The organism is Enhydrobacter aerosaccus, assembly GCF_900167455.1.
Classification (GTDB): domain Bacteria; phylum Pseudomonadota; class Alphaproteobacteria; order Reyranellales; family Reyranellaceae; genus Reyranella; species Reyranella aerosaccus.
In genome coordinates this window covers 88816-106518 of the sequence record NZ_FUWJ01000008.1, presented here as the reverse complement: position 1 = coordinate 106518, position 17703 = coordinate 88816, and the positions used below count along the sequence as shown (strand labels likewise).

The 17703-nt window shown below is 66.2% G+C and carries 23 protein-coding genes; 6 read left to right on the top strand and 17 right to left on the bottom strand.

What is annotated here, in order from left to right; all coding sequences use genetic code 11:
* The first annotated feature begins 262 nt into the window (after nucleotides 1–262).
* Nucleotides 263–814, top strand: a complete 552-nt coding sequence (locus B5D62_RS23420) for a class I SAM-dependent methyltransferase (protein ID WP_170921089.1) — start codon at nucleotides 263–265, stop codon at nucleotides 812–814.
* Between the two features lie 9 nt (nucleotides 815–823).
* Here B5D62_RS23420 and B5D62_RS23415 read toward each other — a convergent pair whose 3' ends face one another.
* From B5D62_RS23415 to B5D62_RS23385, 7 genes are read right to left on the bottom strand one after another with little or no spacing between them, the layout of a single operon-like run.
* On the bottom strand, nucleotides 824–1609 hold the full coding sequence (locus B5D62_RS23415; RefSeq protein WP_085936446.1) for an alpha/beta fold hydrolase: 786 nt from the start codon (nucleotides 1607–1609) through the stop codon (nucleotides 824–826).
* A 52-nt stretch (nucleotides 1610–1661) separates the two neighbouring features.
* Nucleotides 1662–2504, bottom strand: coding sequence for an SDR family NAD(P)-dependent oxidoreductase (locus B5D62_RS23410; protein ID WP_085936444.1), 843 nt, complete (start codon nucleotides 2502–2504; stop codon nucleotides 1662–1664).
* Entirely contained in the window at nucleotides 2501–3757 is a 1257-nt protein-coding gene (locus B5D62_RS23405) for an amino acid ABC transporter substrate-binding protein (RefSeq protein ID WP_085936442.1), read from the bottom strand. The genes B5D62_RS23410 and B5D62_RS23405 overlap by 4 nt, the downstream gene beginning before the upstream one ends.
* 13 nt (nucleotides 3758–3770) lie before the next feature.
* The gene (locus B5D62_RS23400) at nucleotides 3771–4499 is read right to left on the bottom strand and encodes an ABC transporter ATP-binding protein (protein ID WP_231714914.1); all 729 of its coding nucleotides are present in this window, start codon (nucleotides 4497–4499) and stop codon (nucleotides 3771–3773) included.
* Nucleotides 4492–5199 carry an ABC transporter ATP-binding protein gene (locus B5D62_RS23395; protein WP_085936440.1) on the bottom strand — a complete coding sequence of 236 codons (708 nt, stop codon included), beginning with the start codon at nucleotides 5197–5199 and terminating at the stop codon, nucleotides 4492–4494. Before B5D62_RS23395 ends, B5D62_RS23400 begins: the two co-directional genes overlap by 8 nt.
* Entirely contained in the window at nucleotides 5196–6134 is a 939-nt protein-coding gene (locus tag B5D62_RS23390) for a branched-chain amino acid ABC transporter permease (RefSeq protein ID WP_085936438.1), read from the bottom strand. Before B5D62_RS23390 ends, B5D62_RS23395 begins: the two co-directional genes overlap by 4 nt.
* Complete coding sequence (locus B5D62_RS23385) at nucleotides 6131–7009, bottom strand: branched-chain amino acid ABC transporter permease (protein ID WP_085936437.1); 879 nt, start codon at nucleotides 7007–7009, stop codon at nucleotides 6131–6133. Before B5D62_RS23385 ends, B5D62_RS23390 begins: the two co-directional genes overlap by 4 nt.
* A gap of 265 nt (nucleotides 7010–7274) precedes the next feature.
* On the opposite strand from B5D62_RS23385, the gene B5D62_RS23380 reads away from it, so the two are divergent.
* Entirely contained in the window at nucleotides 7275–8264 is a 990-nt protein-coding gene (locus tag B5D62_RS23380; protein ID WP_085936601.1) for an LLM class flavin-dependent oxidoreductase, read from the top strand.
* A gap of 6 nt (nucleotides 8265–8270) precedes the next feature.
* Here B5D62_RS23380 and B5D62_RS23375 read toward each other — a convergent pair whose 3' ends face one another.
* The 7 genes from B5D62_RS23375 to rsmI all read right to left on the bottom strand — a co-directional run bounded on the left by B5D62_RS23375 (nucleotide 8271) and on the right by rsmI (nucleotide 13651).
* The gene (locus B5D62_RS23375; RefSeq protein ID WP_085936435.1) at nucleotides 8271–9152 is read right to left on the bottom strand and encodes a LysR family transcriptional regulator; all 882 of its coding nucleotides are present in this window, start codon (nucleotides 9150–9152) and stop codon (nucleotides 8271–8273) included.
* A 24-nt stretch (nucleotides 9153–9176) separates the two neighbouring features.
* Nucleotides 9177–10028, bottom strand: a complete 852-nt coding sequence (locus tag B5D62_RS23370; protein WP_085936433.1) for an alpha/beta fold hydrolase — start codon at nucleotides 10026–10028, stop codon at nucleotides 9177–9179.
* Between the two features lie 76 nt (nucleotides 10029–10104).
* The gene (arfB, locus tag B5D62_RS23365) at nucleotides 10105–10551 is read right to left on the bottom strand and encodes an alternative ribosome rescue aminoacyl-tRNA hydrolase ArfB (protein ID WP_085936431.1); all 447 of its coding nucleotides are present in this window, start codon (nucleotides 10549–10551) and stop codon (nucleotides 10105–10107) included.
* A complete protein-coding gene (gene gshB, locus B5D62_RS23360) occupies nucleotides 10551–11513 on the bottom strand; it encodes a glutathione synthase (protein ID WP_085936430.1) in 963 nt (320 codons plus the stop codon). The genes arfB and gshB overlap by 1 nt, the downstream gene beginning before the upstream one ends.
* Nucleotides 11514–11543: 30 nt before the next feature.
* The gene (locus B5D62_RS23355; protein ID WP_139374043.1) at nucleotides 11544–12389 is read right to left on the bottom strand and encodes a SirB1 family protein; all 846 of its coding nucleotides are present in this window, start codon (nucleotides 12387–12389) and stop codon (nucleotides 11544–11546) included.
* 3 nt (nucleotides 12390–12392) lie between these two features.
* Nucleotides 12393–12758: a YraN family protein gene (locus B5D62_RS23350; protein ID WP_085936428.1), complete on the bottom strand. Its 366-nt coding sequence runs from the start codon at nucleotides 12756–12758 to the stop codon at nucleotides 12393–12395.
* A complete protein-coding gene (gene rsmI, locus B5D62_RS23345) occupies nucleotides 12755–13651 on the bottom strand; it encodes a 16S rRNA (cytidine(1402)-2'-O)-methyltransferase (RefSeq protein ID WP_085936427.1) in 897 nt (298 codons plus the stop codon). Before rsmI ends, B5D62_RS23350 begins: the two co-directional genes overlap by 4 nt.
* A 29-nt stretch (nucleotides 13652–13680) precedes the next feature.
* On the opposite strand from rsmI, the gene B5D62_RS23340 reads away from it, so the two are divergent.
* Together B5D62_RS23340 and B5D62_RS23335 are read left to right on the top strand one after the other, a co-directional pair.
* Nucleotides 13681–14853: a penicillin-binding protein activator gene (locus tag B5D62_RS23340; protein ID WP_085936426.1), complete on the top strand. Its 1173-nt coding sequence runs from the start codon at nucleotides 13681–13683 to the stop codon at nucleotides 14851–14853.
* A 9-nt stretch (nucleotides 14854–14862) separates the two neighbouring features.
* Nucleotides 14863–15591 carry an HAD family hydrolase gene (locus B5D62_RS23335; protein ID WP_218191249.1) on the top strand — a complete coding sequence of 243 codons (729 nt, stop codon included), beginning with the start codon at nucleotides 14863–14865 and terminating at the stop codon, nucleotides 15589–15591.
* Nucleotides 15592–15841: 250 nt separating this feature from the next.
* Here B5D62_RS23335 and B5D62_RS23330 read toward each other — a convergent pair whose 3' ends face one another.
* Entirely contained in the window at nucleotides 15842–16150 is a 309-nt protein-coding gene (locus B5D62_RS23330) for a putative quinol monooxygenase (RefSeq protein WP_085936424.1), read from the bottom strand.
* On the opposite strand from B5D62_RS23330, the gene B5D62_RS34275 reads away from it, so the two are divergent.
* Complete coding sequence (locus tag B5D62_RS34275) at nucleotides 16054–16503, top strand: type II toxin-antitoxin system prevent-host-death family antitoxin (RefSeq protein ID WP_139374041.1); 450 nt, start codon at nucleotides 16054–16056, stop codon at nucleotides 16501–16503. The genes B5D62_RS23330 and B5D62_RS34275 overlap by 97 nt on opposite strands.
* A 1-nt stretch (nucleotide 16504) precedes the next feature.
* Nucleotides 16505–16900, top strand: a complete 396-nt coding sequence (locus B5D62_RS23320; protein WP_085936421.1) for a hypothetical protein — start codon at nucleotides 16505–16507, stop codon at nucleotides 16898–16900.
* 96 nt (nucleotides 16901–16996) lie between these two features.
* Here the strand turns inward: B5D62_RS23320 and B5D62_RS23315 are convergent, their stop codons facing one another.
* Both B5D62_RS23315 and B5D62_RS23310 read right to left on the bottom strand, forming a co-directional pair.
* The gene (locus tag B5D62_RS23315; protein WP_085936420.1) at nucleotides 16997–17371 is read right to left on the bottom strand and encodes a (2Fe-2S) ferredoxin domain-containing protein; all 375 of its coding nucleotides are present in this window, start codon (nucleotides 17369–17371) and stop codon (nucleotides 16997–16999) included.
* Between the two features lie 7 nt (nucleotides 17372–17378).
* Entirely contained in the window at nucleotides 17379–17636 is a 258-nt protein-coding gene (locus B5D62_RS23310; protein WP_085936418.1) for a DUF6489 family protein, read from the bottom strand.
* Between the last annotated feature and the right edge of the window lie 67 nt (nucleotides 17637–17703).

Here is a 17703-nt window from a genome sequence, read left to right as displayed (position 1 = left end):
GTATAGCATCCGATGCGGATGGCGTCAGCCCTGTCGCCGCCATGCGGGCCCTTGCGGCGGGAGGCCGGTTTTCAACAGGAAACGGCTGACACGGCCCCCTCGGATCGACCTACAATCGGCGGCGGAACCAGTGTCGCGATTATCCGTAGAAGCTATCGGTCTTCCGCAAAATGTGGTGCCCGCGACGATGACGATGACGGAGCGAACCAGGGCGTCCCGGACGCTGCTGCGCGGATCGACGTGGATCAGCGGATTCGCGTTCTTGCGAAGTTGGTGGCGCGCGCCCGCCGCCGTCGGCCTGCCCCTCACCAGCAGCCCCTGGACCGCCCGGCGGCTGGCCAAGGCGGTGCTCGAGGCCGGGCGATCGGACGGCCCCATCGTCGAGCTTGGTGCCGGGACAGGCGCCGTGACTGGAGCGCTCCTGGCACTGGGCTGTCTTCCCCAGGACGTCGTGGTGGTGGAGCGCGACGCCGAACTGTGTCGTGTCCTGAAGAAGCGCTTCCACGGTCTGCAGGTGCTTCACGGCGATGCCCTGCATCTTGGCGGGTTGCTGCGCGACGTGGGAATCGCCTCGGTGCGCGCGGTGTTGAGCGGCCTGCCGATGCGCGCCATCCCGGCCGAGCTGGCGGCACGGTGCTATGCGCAGGCGTTCGAGCTGATGCCGGACGGGGGCGCCATTATCCAGTACACTTATGGCCTGCGTGCGCCTGTCGATCCGACAGCGAGCGAACACAGATTCAAGGCGTCCTTCGTCGGCCGCGAATGGCGCAACTTTCCGCCCATGGGCATCTGGAAATATCGGCCCCTGCAATAAGGCGCTCTCTCATCCCAGAAACCGGCGGAACTGCTCGATCGCGAAATCGGGCCGCTCGCGCACGCTGGCATGTCCCGCCTGCGGCACCTCGACGATACCCTGGCTTCCCGGGATGTTCTCATTCATCCATCCGGCTGCATCCTTGAAGGCCTGGCCTTCGTTGGAACCCAACATGATCAGGGTCGGCATCTGCATGCGCCTAGCCTGCGGTTGCGCATCGACCATGGCCAGCATCTCGCAGGCAAGCGCGTACCCTTCGCCGCTGCAGGAGGCCCAGCTCTCCTTGACATAGCGCACGTCGGGTCCGTTCTCGTCGAGCGAGGCCTGGGTGAAGAACACCTTCTCCAGCATCGGGATCAGGCTCGCCACGCCGTTCTGGCGCGCGAGGGCCGCGCGGACCGGCCAGTTGGCGCGCATCTCGTCAGTGTAGCGCGGAGTGCAGTCGCACAGGATGACCCGCTCCACCATGTCGGGATACGTACCGGCGAAATGCTGCGCCGTCGAGCCGCCCATGGAGATGCCGGCGATGCTCGCCCTGGCAATGCCTTCGCGCTGCATCAAGGCGCGCAGCTGCTCGGTCAGCTCGGCCTCGCCATACTGGCCCTTGGGCAGCGGCGTGTCGTGATGGCCGGGCAGGCTATAGGTGATCAGCTCGAAGCGATCGGTCAACGGCTCCAGCACGTCCCAGAAATGCCAGTCCATGCCCAGGCAGTGGATCAGCACCAGCGGCTTGCCCTTGCCGCGCCGATGTACGGTCACGTCGGCCGGATCGAGGGGCTTCGGGTTCCAGTCCATGCAGCGTTCCTCCTTCGTTGGCTCTTCGCGTCGCTTTGCGGCGATGGCGCCGCTAGTGGCCCGCGAAGCAATCCGAGAGCGGATAGAGCTCGAACCCCGCCTTGCGGCCGGTGCGCGCGGCGCTCTGCGCCGGTGGGATGTCGCCGATCCAGGTGTTGGCGTCGAAGCGATAGCCGTGCACCTTGTCTGCCTCGCGCGACACGACAAAGAGCAGAGGTGCCACCATCTCGTCCGGCTCGACCAGCTTCGGTGCCTTGCCGGTGGCCGACCAATCGCGCATCTCCCTGGCCATGCCGGGCGTGTTGGCGCCGGCACCGGGATTGACGATGTTCACCGTGACACCGGTACCGGCCAGCTCCTTGGCCCAGATCTCGGTCGCCATTTCGAGCGCGGCCTTCGAGGGGCCGTAGGGCACGCTGCCTTCGCGGTTCATCGTGTCGAGCTTGGTGGTGACATTGACGATCCGCCCCCAGCCCCGCTCGAGCAGGATCGGCGCCACCCGTCGCGCCAGCTGATCCGCCACCATGTAGTTGGTATCCATGGTGTTCTGGACGATCTCGTCGGTCAGCTGCCAGAACTTCTTCGGCCCCTTCACGAAACGGTCGGGGTCGGTGTAGGTGAAGGTGAGACCGGCGTTGTTGACGAGGATGTCGAGCCCTCCGAAATGGCGTCGTGTCACGGCCACCAGTTCGTCGCACGCTGCGGGCTTGCGCAGATCGAGTGCCAGGCAATGCAAGCCATCCCGGTGGCCATCCGCCTCGCGCTGCAGTTCCGGGATGTCCTCGCTGATATGGCCGACCGCCACCACCTTGCGGCCGGTGCGCAGCAGTCCCAGGGTCATGGCCTTGCCGAGCCCGCGCAGGCCCCCCGTCACGATCGCGACATGCCCGGTCATTGCTTGGCCACTCCCATCGGATAGCGCAGCTCACCGGTCCGGTATTCCGGCGGATCGAGCACAACCTCAGCGGACGGATTGACGAACTGATCCATCCCCTGCCCCTTGAGGCCACGGAACTGCACCCACAGCATGCGCGGGTGGTCCCATTCGCCGTCGGCACCGAACTTGATGTCGCCGACGATGGTCTTGAACGTCGTGGCGTGCGCGGCCTTGGCGATCTTGTCCTGGTCCAGGCCGCCCGCCGCCGTCACGGCCTGCTGCAGGACCTCCATGGTCGCGTAGGCGAAGGGCGGCACGTAATAGCCTTGCGGGTCGATGCCCTTCTCCTTGGCGCGGGGCTGGTATTTCTTCAGCAAAGGCTCGACATCGGGAAACTTGTCGGCGACGGCCGGGCAATAGAGCTCGTAGCTCACCACGTCGTTCAGCATCTCGCCCAGATCGCCCTTGAGCGTCGCGGCCTGGGTGCCGACCATGCCGCCACCGAACAGCTTGGGACGGAAGCCGAGTTCACGCGCCGCGCGCACCATGCCGGAGGTGTCGACGGGATAGCTGCCGATATAGACGATATCGGGATTGGCGCTGGCGATGCCGCGAATGACGGGTCCGAAATCGACCGTCGAAGGCGGATAGGTGCGATCGTACACGATCTTCAGGCCGCGTTTCCGGGCCTGGTCGCGCGCGCCATCGACGGCGTTCTTGGAGAATTCGGCATCGGCCCCGACCAGAGCCACCGTCGCGGGCTTGGGACTCATGCCCATCGCCACGTCGAAGAAGCCCTCGCTGATCGACGCCTTGCCGTGCGGTCCGTAGGGCATGGTCTGGAAGAAGCGCGGGTACTTGAACTTGTCGTTGACCGCCAGACTCAGCATGCAGAAAACGACCATGCCGCGCTGCATGGCGATCGGCATGGCCGGCACGGTAAGGTTGGTGCCGTTGGTGACGATGAGGTCGACTTTGTCCACCTCGAGCAGCTTGGTGTAGATGCGCGGCACGTTGGCGGGGTTGGATTGATCGTCGTAGGTCACCAGCTGTACTGGCCGGCCAAGGATGCCGCCGCGGGCGTTCACGTCCTCGGACCAGATCTGCAGGGTCAGCAGCGCCTGCAGCCCGATCGCCGCCAGCCCCCCGGTCTGCGGGATGGAGAAGCCGATCTTGATGGGATCGGCGGCCCATGCCGTCCTGGTGCCGATGGCGGCCGTGCCGACGATACCGGCAAGGGCGGTACGACGGCCAATCAACTGCTGCGTCATGTGCGCCTCCTCCTCAAAGTCCCATGTAGAGCTTCTTGATGAGTTCGTTGTCGTTCAGCTCGTCGGTCGAGTTGCCGGTGAACACGATCCTGCCCTGGACGATGACATAGCCGCGGTCGGCGATGCCGAGGGCCTGATGGAAGTTCTGCTCGGCCATCAGCACCGTCAGCCGCTTCTCTTCCTTGAGTTCCTTGATCTTCTCGATGGTGCGCCTGACCATCAGCGGCGCGAGGCCGACCGACGGCTCGTCCACCAGCAGGATGCGCGGCTCGCTCATGAGCGCACGAGCGAGGGCCAGCATCTGCTGTTCACCGCCGCTCATGCTGCCGGCGAGCTGAGAGCGGCGTTCCTTGAGGCGGGGAAAGGTCTCGAAGCAGAAGTCGATGTTGCGCGCCAGGGATCTTCGCGCCACCCGTCGCGACGCACCGATGGTGAGATTCTCCTCGACCGAGAGGCGGGGAAACAGGCGGCGGCCTTCCGGCACCATGGCGATGCCGAGTCCGACGATCTCCTCTGTTTCGGCTCCCGCCAGCTCGTGCGTCCGCCCATCGATCTCGGCGGTGATGCTGCCGGCGGCCGGCTTGAGCAGGCCCATCACGCAGCGCATCAAGGTCGACTTGCCGTTGCCATTGGTGCCGAGCAAGGCCACGGTCTCGCCGCCGCGCACCTCCATCGACAGATCGGCCAGCACGCGCACGCGGCCATAGCCGGCGGTCAGGTTGCGGATGCTGAGGCTACTCACCGAGATAGGCCTTCAGCACATGCGCGTCGCCGGTGACCTCCCGCGGATCGCCATCGGCCACCTTGCGGCCGGCGACGATGCAGACCAGGCGCTGCGAGAAGGCCATGACCGCGCGCATGATGTGCTCGATCATGACGATCGTGACGCCGGCCTCGTTCAGCCGCAGCAGCAGCTCGACGATCTCGTCGACCTCGGCATGGGACAGGCCGGCCATGACCTCGTCCACGATCAGCAACCGCGGATTTGCCGCCATCGCGCGAGCCAGTTCGAGCTTGCGCATCTCGATCTGCGTCAGCTCGCGCGGCAGCCGGCCGGCCTTGTCCTCGAGGCCGAGCAGCGCCAGCAGATCGTGGATCGAGTCGGAGGACGGCTTGCCGGCATAGAGCATCGCCACCTTGAGATTGTCGGCGATGGTGAGGCTGCCGAACGGGCGCGGCAGCTGGAAGCTGCGCACCAACCCCAGCTGCGCCCGCCGGTGCGGCGGCAGCCTGTCGATGCGCTCGCGGTCGAGCAGCACGCGACCCGAGCTGATCGGCACGGTGCCGCTGATGCAATTGACGAGGGTGCTCTTGCCCGATCCGTTCGGGCCGATGAGGCCGAGGCGCTCGCCCTGCGCCACCTGCAGCGACACCTGGTCGAGCGCCACGAAGCCGCCGAAGCGTTTGGTCAGTTGGTCGACGGTGAGCAGCGGCGCCGTCATGCGCGGCTCCGCACGCCGCGCAGCAGGCCCATGATGCCGTTCGGTGCCAGCGAGATGAACAGCACCATCAGGAGACCGACGATCATCAGGTTGGCAGCCGACGAGATCGTGACCATCGCGGTTTCCTGGACGGCCGTGAGCAGCACCGCGCCGATCACCGGCCCGACCCAGGTGCTGGCGCCGCCGATCAGTGGCATGGCGATAGTGTTCACCGCGTAAGCGAGATTGAAGGCCGAGGGCGGATCGAGATAGGCCACGTAGAAGGGAAGCGGCGCACCCGCCATGCCCATCAGCGCGCCCGACAGCACCGTGACCAGGAGCTTGAGCCGCAGCGTCGGCACGCCATAGGCTTCGCCCACCAGCTCGTCGTCGCGGATCGCCGCGAGGCCGAAGCCGATCTTGGATCGTTCGATGCAGCGCGCCAGGACGACGGCGCCCACCGCCATGACCAGCATGACGTAGAACAGATACTCGACGTAGCTGCCGCCCCACGGTCCGGCGGTCGGACGCAGCAGGTAGGCCCCCGAGGAGCCGCCGACGAATTCCCAATTGGTGACCACCGCCTGGGCGACGATGGCGAGGGCAAGCGTGGCGATCGAGAAGAACACGCCCCGCAGCTTGAGGGTGAGGTAGCCCATCGCGAGCCCGACCGCGCCGGAGGCCAGCGCGCCGACGAGGATCAGCACGATCAAGGGCGGCTCGAACAGCTTGTTCACCGCCACCGACACATAGGCGCCGAGAGCGAAGAAGGCGGCCGTGCCGAAATTGACGTAGCCGGCATATCCGCCCAGGAGGTTCCAGGCAGTCGCGAGCAGGATGTACTGGGCGACAGCGTAGCCGGCGAAGAACACATACTCGTTGGTGACCAGGCGACCCGCGAGCCACAAGGCCACGATCAACGCCAGGCCGAGCAGACCGAAGCGCAGATTGGTCATAGCTTGCGCCCCAATAGGCCACCCGACCGGAAGGCAAGAGTCGGCAGCAGGAAACCGAAGGCGATGGCCGGCGCCCACGACGGATTCCACATATCCGACACCAGGCTTTCCGTGATGCCTAGGATCAGGCTCGCCAGCAGCATGCCGTAGAAGCTTCCCATGCCGCCCAGCACGACGACCGCGAAGGCGCGACCGATGAAGTCGCGACCGATGCTGGGTTCAACCGGCTCGACGATGATCAGCAACGCACCCGCGATCGATGCGGTCGCATTGGCGAGTCCGAAAGCCAGGGTCTTGATGCGGATCGGACTGACGCCCATCAGCCGAAGGGCGGTCTGGTCCTGCGAGACCGCGAGGATGGCGCGTCCGGTGAAGCTGCGGGCGAGGAAGCGGTGCAGCAAACCGATCATGGCGATGGAGACGACGAACGGCACCAGCATGCGCCCGGGCAGCACCATGCCGGCAAAGCTGAGGCTCGCGCCGATATAGGGGGCGGAGACCGAGCGATAGTCGGCGCCGGCGCTCAGGACGAGGCCCACCTCGGTGATGAACAGGACGCCAAAGAAGAAGGCGAGGCCCTGCAAGGATGCCTCGCCTCGTCGTTCGAAGCAGATGTGGTAGAGCCGGTAGAGCGCCAGACCGAGCAGGAAGAACAGCGGCGCCATCAGGAATCCCGCCAGCACGGGATCGATGCCGAAGTGGCTGTTCAGCAGCCAGGTGGCGAAGGCCCCGACCACGACGAAGGCGGGATGGGCGAGGTTCGGGATGTCGAGCATGCCGAAGGCGATGGCGATGCCGAGCGCGACGGCGGCATAGAAGCCGCCCAGCAGGACGCCCGCCACCACCGCATTCAGCACGGCTAATGGGTCGACCATGCGGCCGCGACCTCCCTCCCATACTTCCGTTCTTTGGCCGGAGCATGGGCCAAGCACGGCGCGAGCGGCACGCTGTCAAAGAGCAAAAGATCTGTTCCGGATTGTCCGAAATCGACGACCCGTCCGTTCCTGTGGCGCCGAGATCCGAGGCATGGCGATTTCGGACATCCGGGCAACGGTGATTTGGCGATTTCGGCATTTCCTTCCGCCGCCAGCCTGCGCCAGCATGGCAGCAGCGCCCGCGGACGGCGCCAGGGAGCGGCATATGCAATTCGGACTGTTCGGCGGCGCACGAACCAAACGCAGCGTCGGCATCGAAGACAGCCAGGGTTACGAGAGCTTCATCGACTATGTGGTCGAGGCGGATCGGCTCGGCTTCAAGCACATGTTCATGGTGGAGCATCACTTCACCGGCCAGGGCCAGGTCTCGGCCTCCATGACGCTGCTGGCCTATCTTGCGGCCAAGACCCAGCAGATCCGGCTCGGCACCGCCGTGGTCGTCCTGCCGTGGCACAATCCGGTGCTGGTCGCCGAGCAGGCCGCGACGCTCGACCTGCTGAGCGGCGGACGGTTCGACTTCGGCGTCGGCAAGGGTTATCGCCAGGCCGAGTTCGACGGCTTCTGCATTCCCATGGCCGAGGCGACCGAGCGCTTCGACGAGGCGATGGAGATCATCCGCAAGGCCTGGACCACCGACGGTCGCTTCACGCATCACGGCAAGCGCTGGCACTACGACAACATCCTGGTCGAACCAGAACCGCTGCAGCGGCCGCATCCGCCGCTATGGCTGGCTGCCGGCAGCCACGACAGCGTCCGCCGTGCCGCGCGCGAGGGCTACAACCTGCTGCTCGACCAGCTTGCCCAGGTCGACCAGATCATCCAGCGCATCGCCATCTTCCGCGAGGAGTGCGAGCGCATCGGCCGTCCTTACGATCCGAACATGGTCGCGACGTCACGAGCGCTACAGATGATCCATAGCGAGAGCGAACGGGCGCAGGCCTATGAAACGCGTCAGCGCGTGATCAAGATGATCGGCGACCTGGCGCGCGACAAGCTGGCCGACCGGATCGAGGAGGATACCGCGCCGCTGCTCGGAACGCCGGACGAGGTGATCGCGCGTCTGAAGCAGCTCGAAGCGGGCGGCGCCACCAACATCCTGCTGGTCGATCCCAACGCCTCCGTCGCCAACCTGCGCACCTTTGCCCGCGAGGTGATGCCGGCCTTCCATGCCACGCGCGCCGCGGCAGCCGAATGAGGCGGGCTATCCGCTGCGGGTGATCTGCACCAGGAAGTCGATCAAGGCGCGCAGCTTCATCGGCAGGTGTCGCTGTGGCGGATAGAGTACCGACACAGGCGCGCCTTCCAGCTCGTAGTCGCGCAGGATGGCCCGGACGTCGCCGCGCTCCAGATCCTTGCGATAAAGCCACCATGTTCCCTGGGCGATGCCGGTGCCGGCGACGACGGCCTCGCGCAAGGCATCGCCGCTGTTGATCGCGGCATTGCCGCGCACGCGCACGCCGAACGGCCGGCCGCCCTTGCCCTTGAAGCTCCATTCCGGGCCGAAGCGGCTGATGAGGCAATTGTGCTTCAGGAGATCGCGAGGCGTCTTGGGCTCGCCCCGGCGCTCGAGGTAGCGCGGCGCCGCGACCGTCACCTGCGGCCCGCGCGTCAGCAGCCGCGTAGTCAGGCGCGAGTCGGTGATGTTGCCCGTGCGCACCGCCAGCTCGAAGCCATGCGCGATCAGATCGACGGCGCTGTCGCTGAAATGCAGATCGAGGCTGATTTCCGGATAGCGTTCGAAGAAGGCCGGCAGCTCGGGCGCCAGCGTCACCCGACCGAACGACAAGGGGAAGACGGCACGGATGCAGCCGCGCGGTACGACGCTGCCGCGCTTGATGGCCGCCTCGGCATCCTCGAGATCCGCCAGGATATGGACGCAGCGTTCGTAGAACTCCTGACCGAAGTCGGTGGTGCGCAAGCGACGCGTCGAACGATTGAACAGTTGCGCTTCCAGCTCGTCCTCGAGCCGTGCGATCGTCTTGGTCACGGCCGAGGGCGACTGGCCGAGCCTGTTGGCCGCCGCGGTGAAGCCGCCATGCTCGACGACCCGGGCAAAGACGCGCAGAGCCATGAACTTGTCCAAGCGCGCCTCCGCTTCGTCAGCCTGTCACGGTCGCCGGATTGCCAGCGTCTCGCGCCGGCGCAGGAAGTCGATGAAGCAGGCGGCAAGCGTTCCAGTCTTCGCCTCCCAGGCGGCGAAATCGACATCGACATCGACGTCCTCGGTCATGATCTCGCGATACTCGCTGTTCGGCAGCAGCCGATGCGCCGCCTGTCCCGGCGCGCGCGGATGGATGCGGTCGTTGCCGGGAACGATGAGGGCGGGCAGCGCGATGCGGCGCATCTCCTCCGGGCTGAGGCCGGCGACCGGGTAGCCGCTGCCCTGATGGAAGCCCGCAAGCCAGCGGCGCATGGCGGCGACAAATCCGTCCGCGCCTAACCGATCGAGAATGCTCCTGTTGTGCGGATTGGCGGCGATCATCGCGGCGAAGTGCTCGGTCCGGGCCACGGCATCGATGCCGCCTGATTCGGCTGCGGCAATGAACTGTTCGTAGTAATTGAAGGCGAGCTTCCGGGCCGCGTACGGGCCGCCGGTCACGCGCCACAGCAGCAGCGCACGAACAGCCTCGGGATGGTGCAGGGCGAGCAACAGCGACAGCCGTGCGCCGGAGGAGCAGCCGGCAACATAGGCCGGGCCCGTGCCGAGCGCCTGCAGCAGTGCCAGCAGGTCCTCGGCCTGCTCGTGGCTTTCGGAGGTGCCGGGAAAGCCGATGTCGGAGGCGCCGGTATTGCGGCGATCGTAGACCAGCACGCGAAAGCCGGCTTCGGCCAGCAGCATGCCGAGCGCGCGGTCCGACGTCAGACCGCGACGTCCGCCCGGAGAGATCACGACCCAGGGACCGCCGTCTCCCAGCACCTCGTAGACCAGGTTGGCGCCACGGACCTGAATAGCGGGCATTCCCGCCCTCCCCTTATCGTTCGTTGAACGAACGGTAGGGCAGGCCCGCGCCGTCGACAAGTCGCGGCGGCCGCGCTCAGGAAAAGTCAGTCCGACTGCGGCGCAGCGATTTCAGGGTGCCGTGCCGCTTCTTGTCGTCCAGTCGCCGAAGCTTGCTCGACCTCGTCGGCTTGGTCGGTTTGCGCGGCGTCGGCGGTCGCGCCGCGGTCCGGATCATCGCAACCAGCCGCGCCAGCGCTTCCTCGCGGTTGCGCTTCTGGCTGCGTTCGCTTTGCGCCGTCAGCACGAGCACGCCGTCGCGGGTCAATCTCTGCCCGGCCAGCCGCTCCAGGCGATGCCGCACATCGTCGGGAAGCGAGGGCGAGCGGCGGACATCGAAGCGCAGTTGCACCGCAGTCGAACTCTTGTTCACGTGCTGGCCGCCCGGGCCGGCAGCGCGCACGAAGCTCTCCTCGATCTCGTCCGGATCCAGCCAAAGCGCGCCATTGATCCGGATCGGCGCCGCCTTGGCCGGACCCGTCATCAGCCGGCGCCGCCGCGCGTGGCCTGGTAGCGGGCCTCGATCCGGTCCCAGATCTGCGCCTCGAGCGATACGCCGTCGAAGCGATCGATCTGCTGCAGGCCGGTCGGCGAGGTGACGTTGATCTCGGTGAGATAGTCGCCGATGACGTCGATGCCGACGAAGATCATGCCGCGCCGCGCCAACTCCGGCCCGATGATCTCGCAGATCTCGAGGTCGCGCTTGGTGAGGGTCGCCTTCACCGCCTGACCGCCGACATGCATGTTGGAGCGCGCCTCGCCTTCCGCCGGCACGCGGTTCACCACGCCGGCCGGCTTGCCGTCGATCAGGATGATGCGCTTGTCGCCCTGCCGCACCTCCGGCAGGTAGCGCTGCGCGATCACCGGTTCGCGGCTGCGCTGCGAGAACATCTCCAGCAGCGAGGCGAAGTTCTCGTCATCCGGCTTGAGGCGGAACACGCCCGCACCGCCATTGCCGAACAGCGGCTTCAGGATGATGTCCTTGTGCTCGTCACGGAACTCGCGCAGCGCCCGCGCATCGGCGGTGATCAGCGTCGGCGGCATCACGTTGTCGAAATGCGTGACGAACAGCTTCTCCGGCGCGTTGCGCACGCTGGCGGGATCGTTCACCACCAGCGTCTTCGGATGGATATGCTCCAGCAGATGCGTCGTCGTGATGTACGACATGTCGAACGGCGGATCCTGGCGCAGCAGCACCACGTCGAACGTCGCCAGGTCGCGCATCTCGGACGCGCCCAGCGTGTAGTGGTTGCCCTTCTCGCGCCGCAGCTGCATCGGCTGGGCGCGGGCCATCACCTTGCGGTCGCGGAAGATCAGCTCGGGCGGCGTGTAGTGCCAGACTTCGTAACCGCGCCGCTGCGCCTCGAGTCCCAGCACGAAAGTCGAATCGCCGTCGATGTCGATCGTCGACACGTGGTCCATCTGGATGGCGACGCTCAGCTTCATGGTTCCGTCCTGTCCGCGGCAAAGGGAGCGTCAGTTAAGCCCGCGGCGCAATTCCTGCAACAGGGCCGATGCCCGTTGGCGCAGGCCGGCATCGGCCTGAGGAGGCCCGAGCCCCAGGAAACGCTCGAACGCCGCGATCGCGGCTCGGCGATTGTCGAGCCGGGCATTGATCTCACCCGACTCGTACAGGAGCTCCGGGCGATCTGGCGCGATCGCCAGCATGCGCTCCAGCGAGCGTGCGGCGCCGGTCCAGTCCTTGTGCTTGGCCAGCCGCAGCCGCACGTTGTTCTCGAGCCGCAGCAGCACGTCGCGGTCCGGCACCGGATCGAAATGGCCGGGCTGCAGTTCGCTGTCCGCCCCGAGCACCTGATGCAACAGGGCGCGCAGCTCGGCGGCATCCCGCGCGGCGCCGCCATGGAAAGGATCGAGCACGTGCCGACCGCCTTCGATTTCGACGCGGATCAGGAAATGGCCGGGAAACGCCAAGCCCTCGGCGTCCCATCCCTGCGCCCGGGCCACGTGCAGGTAGATCATCGACAACGCGACCGGGAGCCCCTTGCGTCGCTCGATCACGCGCGGCAGGTCGGCATTCTGCAGGTCGTCATAGGTCTCGGTGTCGCCGCGATAGCCATAGGCCTGGGCGATCACCTCGCCCAGCCGCTCCGGCACCGCGCCGCGGCGATGGACGAGATCCGCCACATCGCTGGCCATGGCCGACACATGCTGGCGGAACGGACCGCGATCGATGACCTCGTCGCGCTGCAAGGCTGCCATCTCGAACGCCGCTTCGACAAGGTCGAGCCGCCGGCCATCCCCTGCACACAGAGCACGGAGTCGGCTGACATCCTGTCGATGCACGGAGTTGTCAGACGCCACGCCTCACTCCGGCGCCCGCCAGACGTCGGGCAGGTGACGCGGCCACATCCCGACCACCAGCACAGCATCGAATCGTAACGAATGGGCGGCATATTGCGGGTGGCGGGCGACGAACAGGCTTGCCGCCCGTGCCACCCGACCGAACTGCCTGCCGTGCAGGGCGAAGGCGGCCGTCTCGAGATCGGCGCGCGCCTTGACCTCGACAAAGGCGAGGACACTGCCGCGCCGCGCAACGATGTCGATCTCGCCCAGCTTGGTCTTGTAGCGGCGCGCAATGATCGAATAGCCGGCAAGGCGCAGACGCCACACCGCACGCCATTCGGCGGTATGGCCTAGTCGATGAGCCTTCTGGCGGGTCTCGGTGGTCATGATACCCCTTCCCGCTTGAGAGCGAGGGCCCGAGCATAGACCTCGCGGCGCTTGAGTCCAAACCGTGCCGCCACCTCGGCGGCGGCATCCTTCACCGAGGCGCCGGCCATGGCAGTGCGCAAGGCACTATCAAGCGCATCAGCGGCCGGGGCATCGGCTTCACCCGGCGGGCCGATGACGATGGCGATCTCGCCCTTCACGTCCGCCTGTTCGGCATAATGGGCGGCCAGCTCGGAGAGCGGCGCCCGGCGCACCTCCTCGAACAGCTTGGTCAGTTCGCGCGCCACCGCCGCCGGCCTGTCGCCCAGCAACTCAGCCAGGTCGGCGAGAGAGGCCGCCAGGCGATGCGGCGCCTCGAAGAAGACCAGCGTCGCCGGCACCGCGCCGGCCTCGGCGATCGCGCGGCGGCGCTCCACCGCCTTAGCCGGCAGAAAACCGCCGAAGAAAAAGCGATCGGTCGGCAAGCCGGACAGGGCAAGCGCCATCGGCACCGCCGACGGTCCCGGCGCAGCCGTCACCGAATGACCACCAGCCAAAGCTGCACGCACCAGGCGATAGCCGGGATCGGACACCAATGGCATGCCGGCATCGGAGACCAGCGCCACGCTCTTGCCCTCGGCGAGGGCGCGGACGATGCGGGGCTCGGCCGCCTCCTGCGTGGCGTCGCTATAGGCAATGGTGGGGGCGCTTATCCCGTAATGAGTGGCGAGCTTGGCAAAGACCCGCGTGTCCTCGCAGGCGATGAGGTCGGCAGCGCGCAGCACATCGAGCGCGCGCAGCGTGATGTCGCGCAAGTTGCCGATCGGTGTCGCGACAATATGGAGACCGGGCGCGAGCGATGGTTTACGCGAGCCTTGCGCGTCGTTAGCTTGTAAGGAACCGCGTTCGTTCATGTGCATTCGCCTGCCGGAGTCCCGCGCCGATGCGTTCGTCCCTTCTTGCGCTCGTCACTGCCGCCCTCCTGCTGGCTGCATGCAGCGAACCTTCGCAGACTACCACGACTGCCGCGCCGCCCAAGCCCGCCGGGCCACAAGTCGGTTCGCCGGTCACGGCTTCGGGCAAGGCGCGCATCGCGCTTCTGCTGCCGCTCTCGGGCCGCACCGCTGCCATCGGAAAGTCCCTGCAGCAGGCAGCGGAGATGTCGCTGTTCGATTCCGGCGCCAAGGATATCGCGCTGTCGACCTATGACAGCGGCGAGACACCCGATTCCGCCGTCCAGGCCTACAACAAGGCGCGCGCCGATGGCTGTGCGCTGGTCCTCGGTCCCCTGTTCGGAGCCTCCGCCAGTGCCTTGGCGCCGCAGATCCAGCAGGGCGGCGCCAAGGTCATCTCCTTCTCCAACGACGAGAAGGCGGCGCAGCCTGGAGTCTGGATCATGGGCATCGCGGCCCCGCCGCAGGTGCGCCGCGTGGTCGATTACGCCCTCTCGAGCGGCATCAAGCGCTTCGCCGTCTTCGCGCCGCAGACCGCGTACGGCGACCAGATGGGCCGCGTCCTTCAGGACGAAGTGGTCGCCCGCGGCGGCACGGTGGTCGCGATCGAACAGTTCGCACCGCAGAGCTTGGACATGACCGCAGCCGCCAAGAGAGTGGCAGCGAGCGTCACCGGCGACAGCAAGCTTGCGATCCTGGTGCCGATCGCGCCGCCGCAGCTTTCCGCGGCGCTGGCCTCGCTGTCCGCGGCCGATATCGACACCAGCAAGGTGCAGTTGATCGGCACCGGTGTGTGGGACATCTCCGGCATCGGCTCGGAGCCGCAGCTGCGCGGCGCCTGGTACGCCGCCCCCGATCCCGACAAGCGCGCCGACTTCGAGCGGCGGTTCGTCGCCACCTACGGCCGGCCGCCACACCGTCTCGCGACGCTGGCCTACGACGGGGTGGCGTTGGCTGCTCAGCTTGCCCGGCTGAAGCCCGGCGGCGATTTCTCGACCGAAGCGATCACCAATCCTGCCGGCTGGTCCGGCGTCGATGGCATCTTCCGCTTCCTGCCGGACGGCCGCTCGGAGCGTGGGCTGGCGGTGATCGAGATCCAGGGCAACCGCAACGTCGTGGTCAGCCGGTCGCCGAGTTCGTTCGGCCAGTCGCCGACGAACTGATCGGCCCTCGTGACGGTGACAATGCTGCCGCGGGCGATTCTGTTCGATCTCGACGACACGCTGATCCGGGCTTATGCCCAGCCCGAGGAGGCGTGGACGCGGCTGCTGCATATCTTCTCGGCGCATCTCGATGCACACGACGCGGGTACCATCGAGCGTGTGCGCGTGGCGATCATGACGGAAGCACGCGCCTTCTGGTCCGATGAAGCCGAGGCCGCAAAATGGCGCCTTGATATTCCGGGCGCGCGCCGTCTTTCCGTGCGCCGCGGCCTCGCCCGCCTCGGCCGTCCCGACGACGACCTCGCCGACCGCATCGCCGATGCCTTCACCGAGATGCGACGGCAGGAATACCGTCTCTATCCGGATGCGCACGCGACCGTCGACGCGCTGCGTGCCGCGGGCGTGAAGCTGGCACTCGTCACCAACGGCGCCGGCGAAACCCAGCGCGCCAAGATCGAGCGCTTCGACCTCGCCCACCGCTTCGATCACATCCAGATCGAGGGTGAATTCGGCCAGGGCAAGCCCGAGCCGGCCGTGTATCGCCATGCCCTCGAAAGCCTCGGCGTCGCCGCCAGCGATGCCTGGATGGTCGGCGACAACTACGAATGGGAAGTCGTGGCGCCGCAGAAGCTCGGCATCTGCAGCATCTGGTACGACCCGTTCGAGGCTGGCGTACCCGCGCACGCCACCGTGCGGCCCACGCGCATTATCAGGCGCCTGGGCGAGCTGGTCGAGTAACCGGCCGGCTCTTTCCGGCACCTTCCCGTTACCGTTGCGAAGCCACGAGCAGACGCTTGACCGATCCCGAATCCTGTGGATCGCCATTAAATAAATGGCAGGAAAAGGGAGCCCCCTGGCAACTGCCTTCCGACCGACCGCAATAACGCACACCACCATGGCCCCAGCTTAAGGCCGCTGCCGTACGATCGACGATTCCGGCCTCTACCGCCCGCATGGACAAGAAATTCGGGACGGCATTCTTTGAGCCTCATACATCCCGCGTGGCCGCGACGTCATAGGCGACGAACTTTCGCTCCATCAGCCCGCAGCGACGCGCCACCACCCGCCAAGGTTCAATATGCGGAGCCTTGAGATGCCGGTCCAAAGCCTCGTGACTTGGCCAGAGCTCCGAAAACCGAATCAGACCAGGATCAAATGGGTCCTCGCCAACGTCGTAGGCGATACACCCGTCATTCCTGTATGTGGCATCTACCAGCGCCTTCAAGTGGCGACGCACCTCTTCCATCTGATCCGGAGGAAACCGGAGGATTCCAAATACGGCCACTGTTGCTTGCATCGGCTTTCCTTGGCGCTGCTGCTCCAGAGCACGCCTGCTGTGCCCCGGTACCGACCTTTAGGGGTCTTGCGCATTTTACGCAAGATACATATTTTACATATATGAAGAACTACTCCTTCTCCGAACTCATGCGATCCGCGGGTGATGTCCTGGATGAGGCGATGAAAGGACCGATCAGCCTGACAAAGCGCGGCAAGGAAAAGCTGGTCATCTTGCCGGCCGACCTCTACCGGCGCCTTGCCGGCCATCCGCCACCGCAGTCGTACAGCGTTGACGACATGCCCGCCGACATCGCCCGCGAACTCGCGGCCGGCCTGGAAGCCGTCGCGAAGGGCAAGAAGACGACCACCTAACGTGTTCCAGCCCGGCGACGTCCTGGACTTCAACTACCTCTGGCACCGGCAGGCAGAGGCCGGAGAAGAGACAGGACGAAAGGTACGCCCCGTTTGCGTCCTTCTCGCCATCAGCCGCGATCCCTCCCGACTTTATCTCTTCCCGCTGACGACACAGCAGCCCTCTGCCGATCGCGCGGCCATCGCAGTCCCGGAGATCGAACGCAGGCGAACGGGACTAGATGCGCCAAGTTGGATCATCGTCGACGAGTTCAATCTGACGAACACCCACTCCCTGTACGACTTTGCCGGCCTTACAGCTCGTGGCTCGTTTGGAACCGTCTTTACACGGAAAGTTGCAGCCGAGGCTTTGGCGCGACTCAAGCGCGGCCGCGTCAACATCGTCCAACGCTCATGAGCGGCGTGTCAGATCCGCAGGACCGCTCTGGGAGGACATTACTACCTCGTCAATTACTGGTATTGACCGCCGCGCACGATCTCTCGCTGCCACCCGTCATCCCTTCACGCGATCCTTCGGCAGCCGGTCGGTCGGTTGCAGCATGAGGCGCTCGACGCGGCCGCCATCGATCAGGTGCGTCTTCAGCACCTCCTCGACATCTTCCTTGGTCGCCACTGTGTACCAGATGCCTTCGGGATAGATCACGACCGTCGGCCCGAGTTCGCAGCGATCGAGGCAGCCGGCGCTGTTGATGCGGACCTTGCCGAGGCCGAGTTCCTTGGCGCGGCGTTTCATGTAGTCGCGCAACTGCTCCGATGCCTTCTCCGCGCAGCAACCGCGCGGATGGCCGGCCGGCCGCCGGTTGGTGCAGCAGAAGACATGCGCTTCGTAATAGGGCCTGGGATCGGTCGGTTTCTCGCGCTCGCACATGCCGCGCTCATTCCTTCTTGCCGCTGGCGATATTGGCAAGCTGGGCCCAGAACGCCTGCTGGATCTGCTGCATCTGCTCGACGCCCTGCATGGAGGCGGGCAGCCAGGTCTTGAAGATCGCCTCGGGATTCATCGCATTCAGGCTCGACCGCAGCCGCTCCTCGATCTCGCCCATGATCCGGTCCTGCATCGGCTTGAGATCGGGCAGGCCGAAGAAGGCGCGCGCCTCCTCGGGCGTGCAATTCACTTCGAGGTTCACTTTCATCCGTCGCTCTCCATTTGGCCGGCCAACCTTAGGGGATATCCCGCGTCGCGGCCATGCTATGAGCAGG

What these genes read in the sequence shown, in the direction of transcription:
- B5D62_RS23415 (WP_085936446.1), bottom strand. Translation starts at nt 1,609, where the DNA reads ATGGACTGGAACCCGAAGCCCCTCGATCCGGCCGACGTGACCGTACAT.
- B5D62_RS23410 (WP_085936444.1), bottom strand. Translation starts at nt 2,504, where the DNA reads ATGACCGGGCATGTCGCGATCGTGACGGGGGGCCTGCGCGGGCTCGGC.
- B5D62_RS23405 (WP_085936442.1), bottom strand. Translation starts at nt 3,757, where the DNA reads ATGACGCAGCAGTTGATTGGCCGTCGTACCGCCCTTGCCGGTATCGTC.
- B5D62_RS23395 (WP_085936440.1), bottom strand. Translation starts at nt 5,199, where the DNA reads ATGACGGCGCCGCTGCTCACCGTCGACCAACTGACCAAACGCTTCGGC.
- B5D62_RS23390 (WP_085936438.1), bottom strand. Translation starts at nt 6,134, where the DNA reads ATGACCAATCTGCGCTTCGGTCTGCTCGGCCTGGCGTTGATCGTGGCC.
- B5D62_RS23385 (WP_085936437.1), bottom strand. Translation starts at nt 7,009, where the DNA reads ATGGTCGACCCATTAGCCGTGCTGAATGCGGTGGTGGCGGGCGTCCTG.
- B5D62_RS23380 (WP_085936601.1), top strand. Translation starts at nt 7,275, where the DNA reads ATGCAATTCGGACTGTTCGGCGGCGCACGAACCAAACGCAGCGTCGGC.
- B5D62_RS23370 (WP_085936433.1), bottom strand. Translation starts at nt 10,028, where the DNA reads ATGCCCGCTATTCAGGTCCGTGGCGCCAACCTGGTCTACGAGGTGCTG.
- arfB (WP_085936431.1), bottom strand. Translation starts at nt 10,551, where the DNA reads ATGACGGGTCCGGCCAAGGCGGCGCCGATCCGGATCAATGGCGCGCTT.
- gshB (WP_085936430.1), bottom strand. Translation starts at nt 11,513, where the DNA reads ATGAAGCTGAGCGTCGCCATCCAGATGGACCACGTGTCGACGATCGAC.
- B5D62_RS23350 (WP_085936428.1), bottom strand. Translation starts at nt 12,758, where the DNA reads ATGACCACCGAGACCCGCCAGAAGGCTCATCGACTAGGCCATACCGCC.
- rsmI (WP_085936427.1), bottom strand. Translation starts at nt 13,651, where the DNA reads ATGAACGAACGCGGTTCCTTACAAGCTAACGACGCGCAAGGCTCGCGT.
- B5D62_RS23340 (WP_085936426.1), top strand. Translation starts at nt 13,681, where the DNA reads ATGCGTTCGTCCCTTCTTGCGCTCGTCACTGCCGCCCTCCTGCTGGCT.
- B5D62_RS34275 (WP_139374041.1), top strand. Translation starts at nt 16,054, where the DNA reads ATGTGGCATCTACCAGCGCCTTCAAGTGGCGACGCACCTCTTCCATCT.
- B5D62_RS23330 (WP_085936424.1), bottom strand. Translation starts at nt 16,150, where the DNA reads ATGCAAGCAACAGTGGCCGTATTTGGAATCCTCCGGTTTCCTCCGGAT.
- B5D62_RS23315 (WP_085936420.1), bottom strand. Translation starts at nt 17,371, where the DNA reads ATGTGCGAGCGCGAGAAACCGACCGATCCCAGGCCCTATTACGAAGCG.
- B5D62_RS23310 (WP_085936418.1), bottom strand. Translation starts at nt 17,636, where the DNA reads ATGAAAGTGAACCTCGAAGTGAATTGCACGCCCGAGGAGGCGCGCGCC.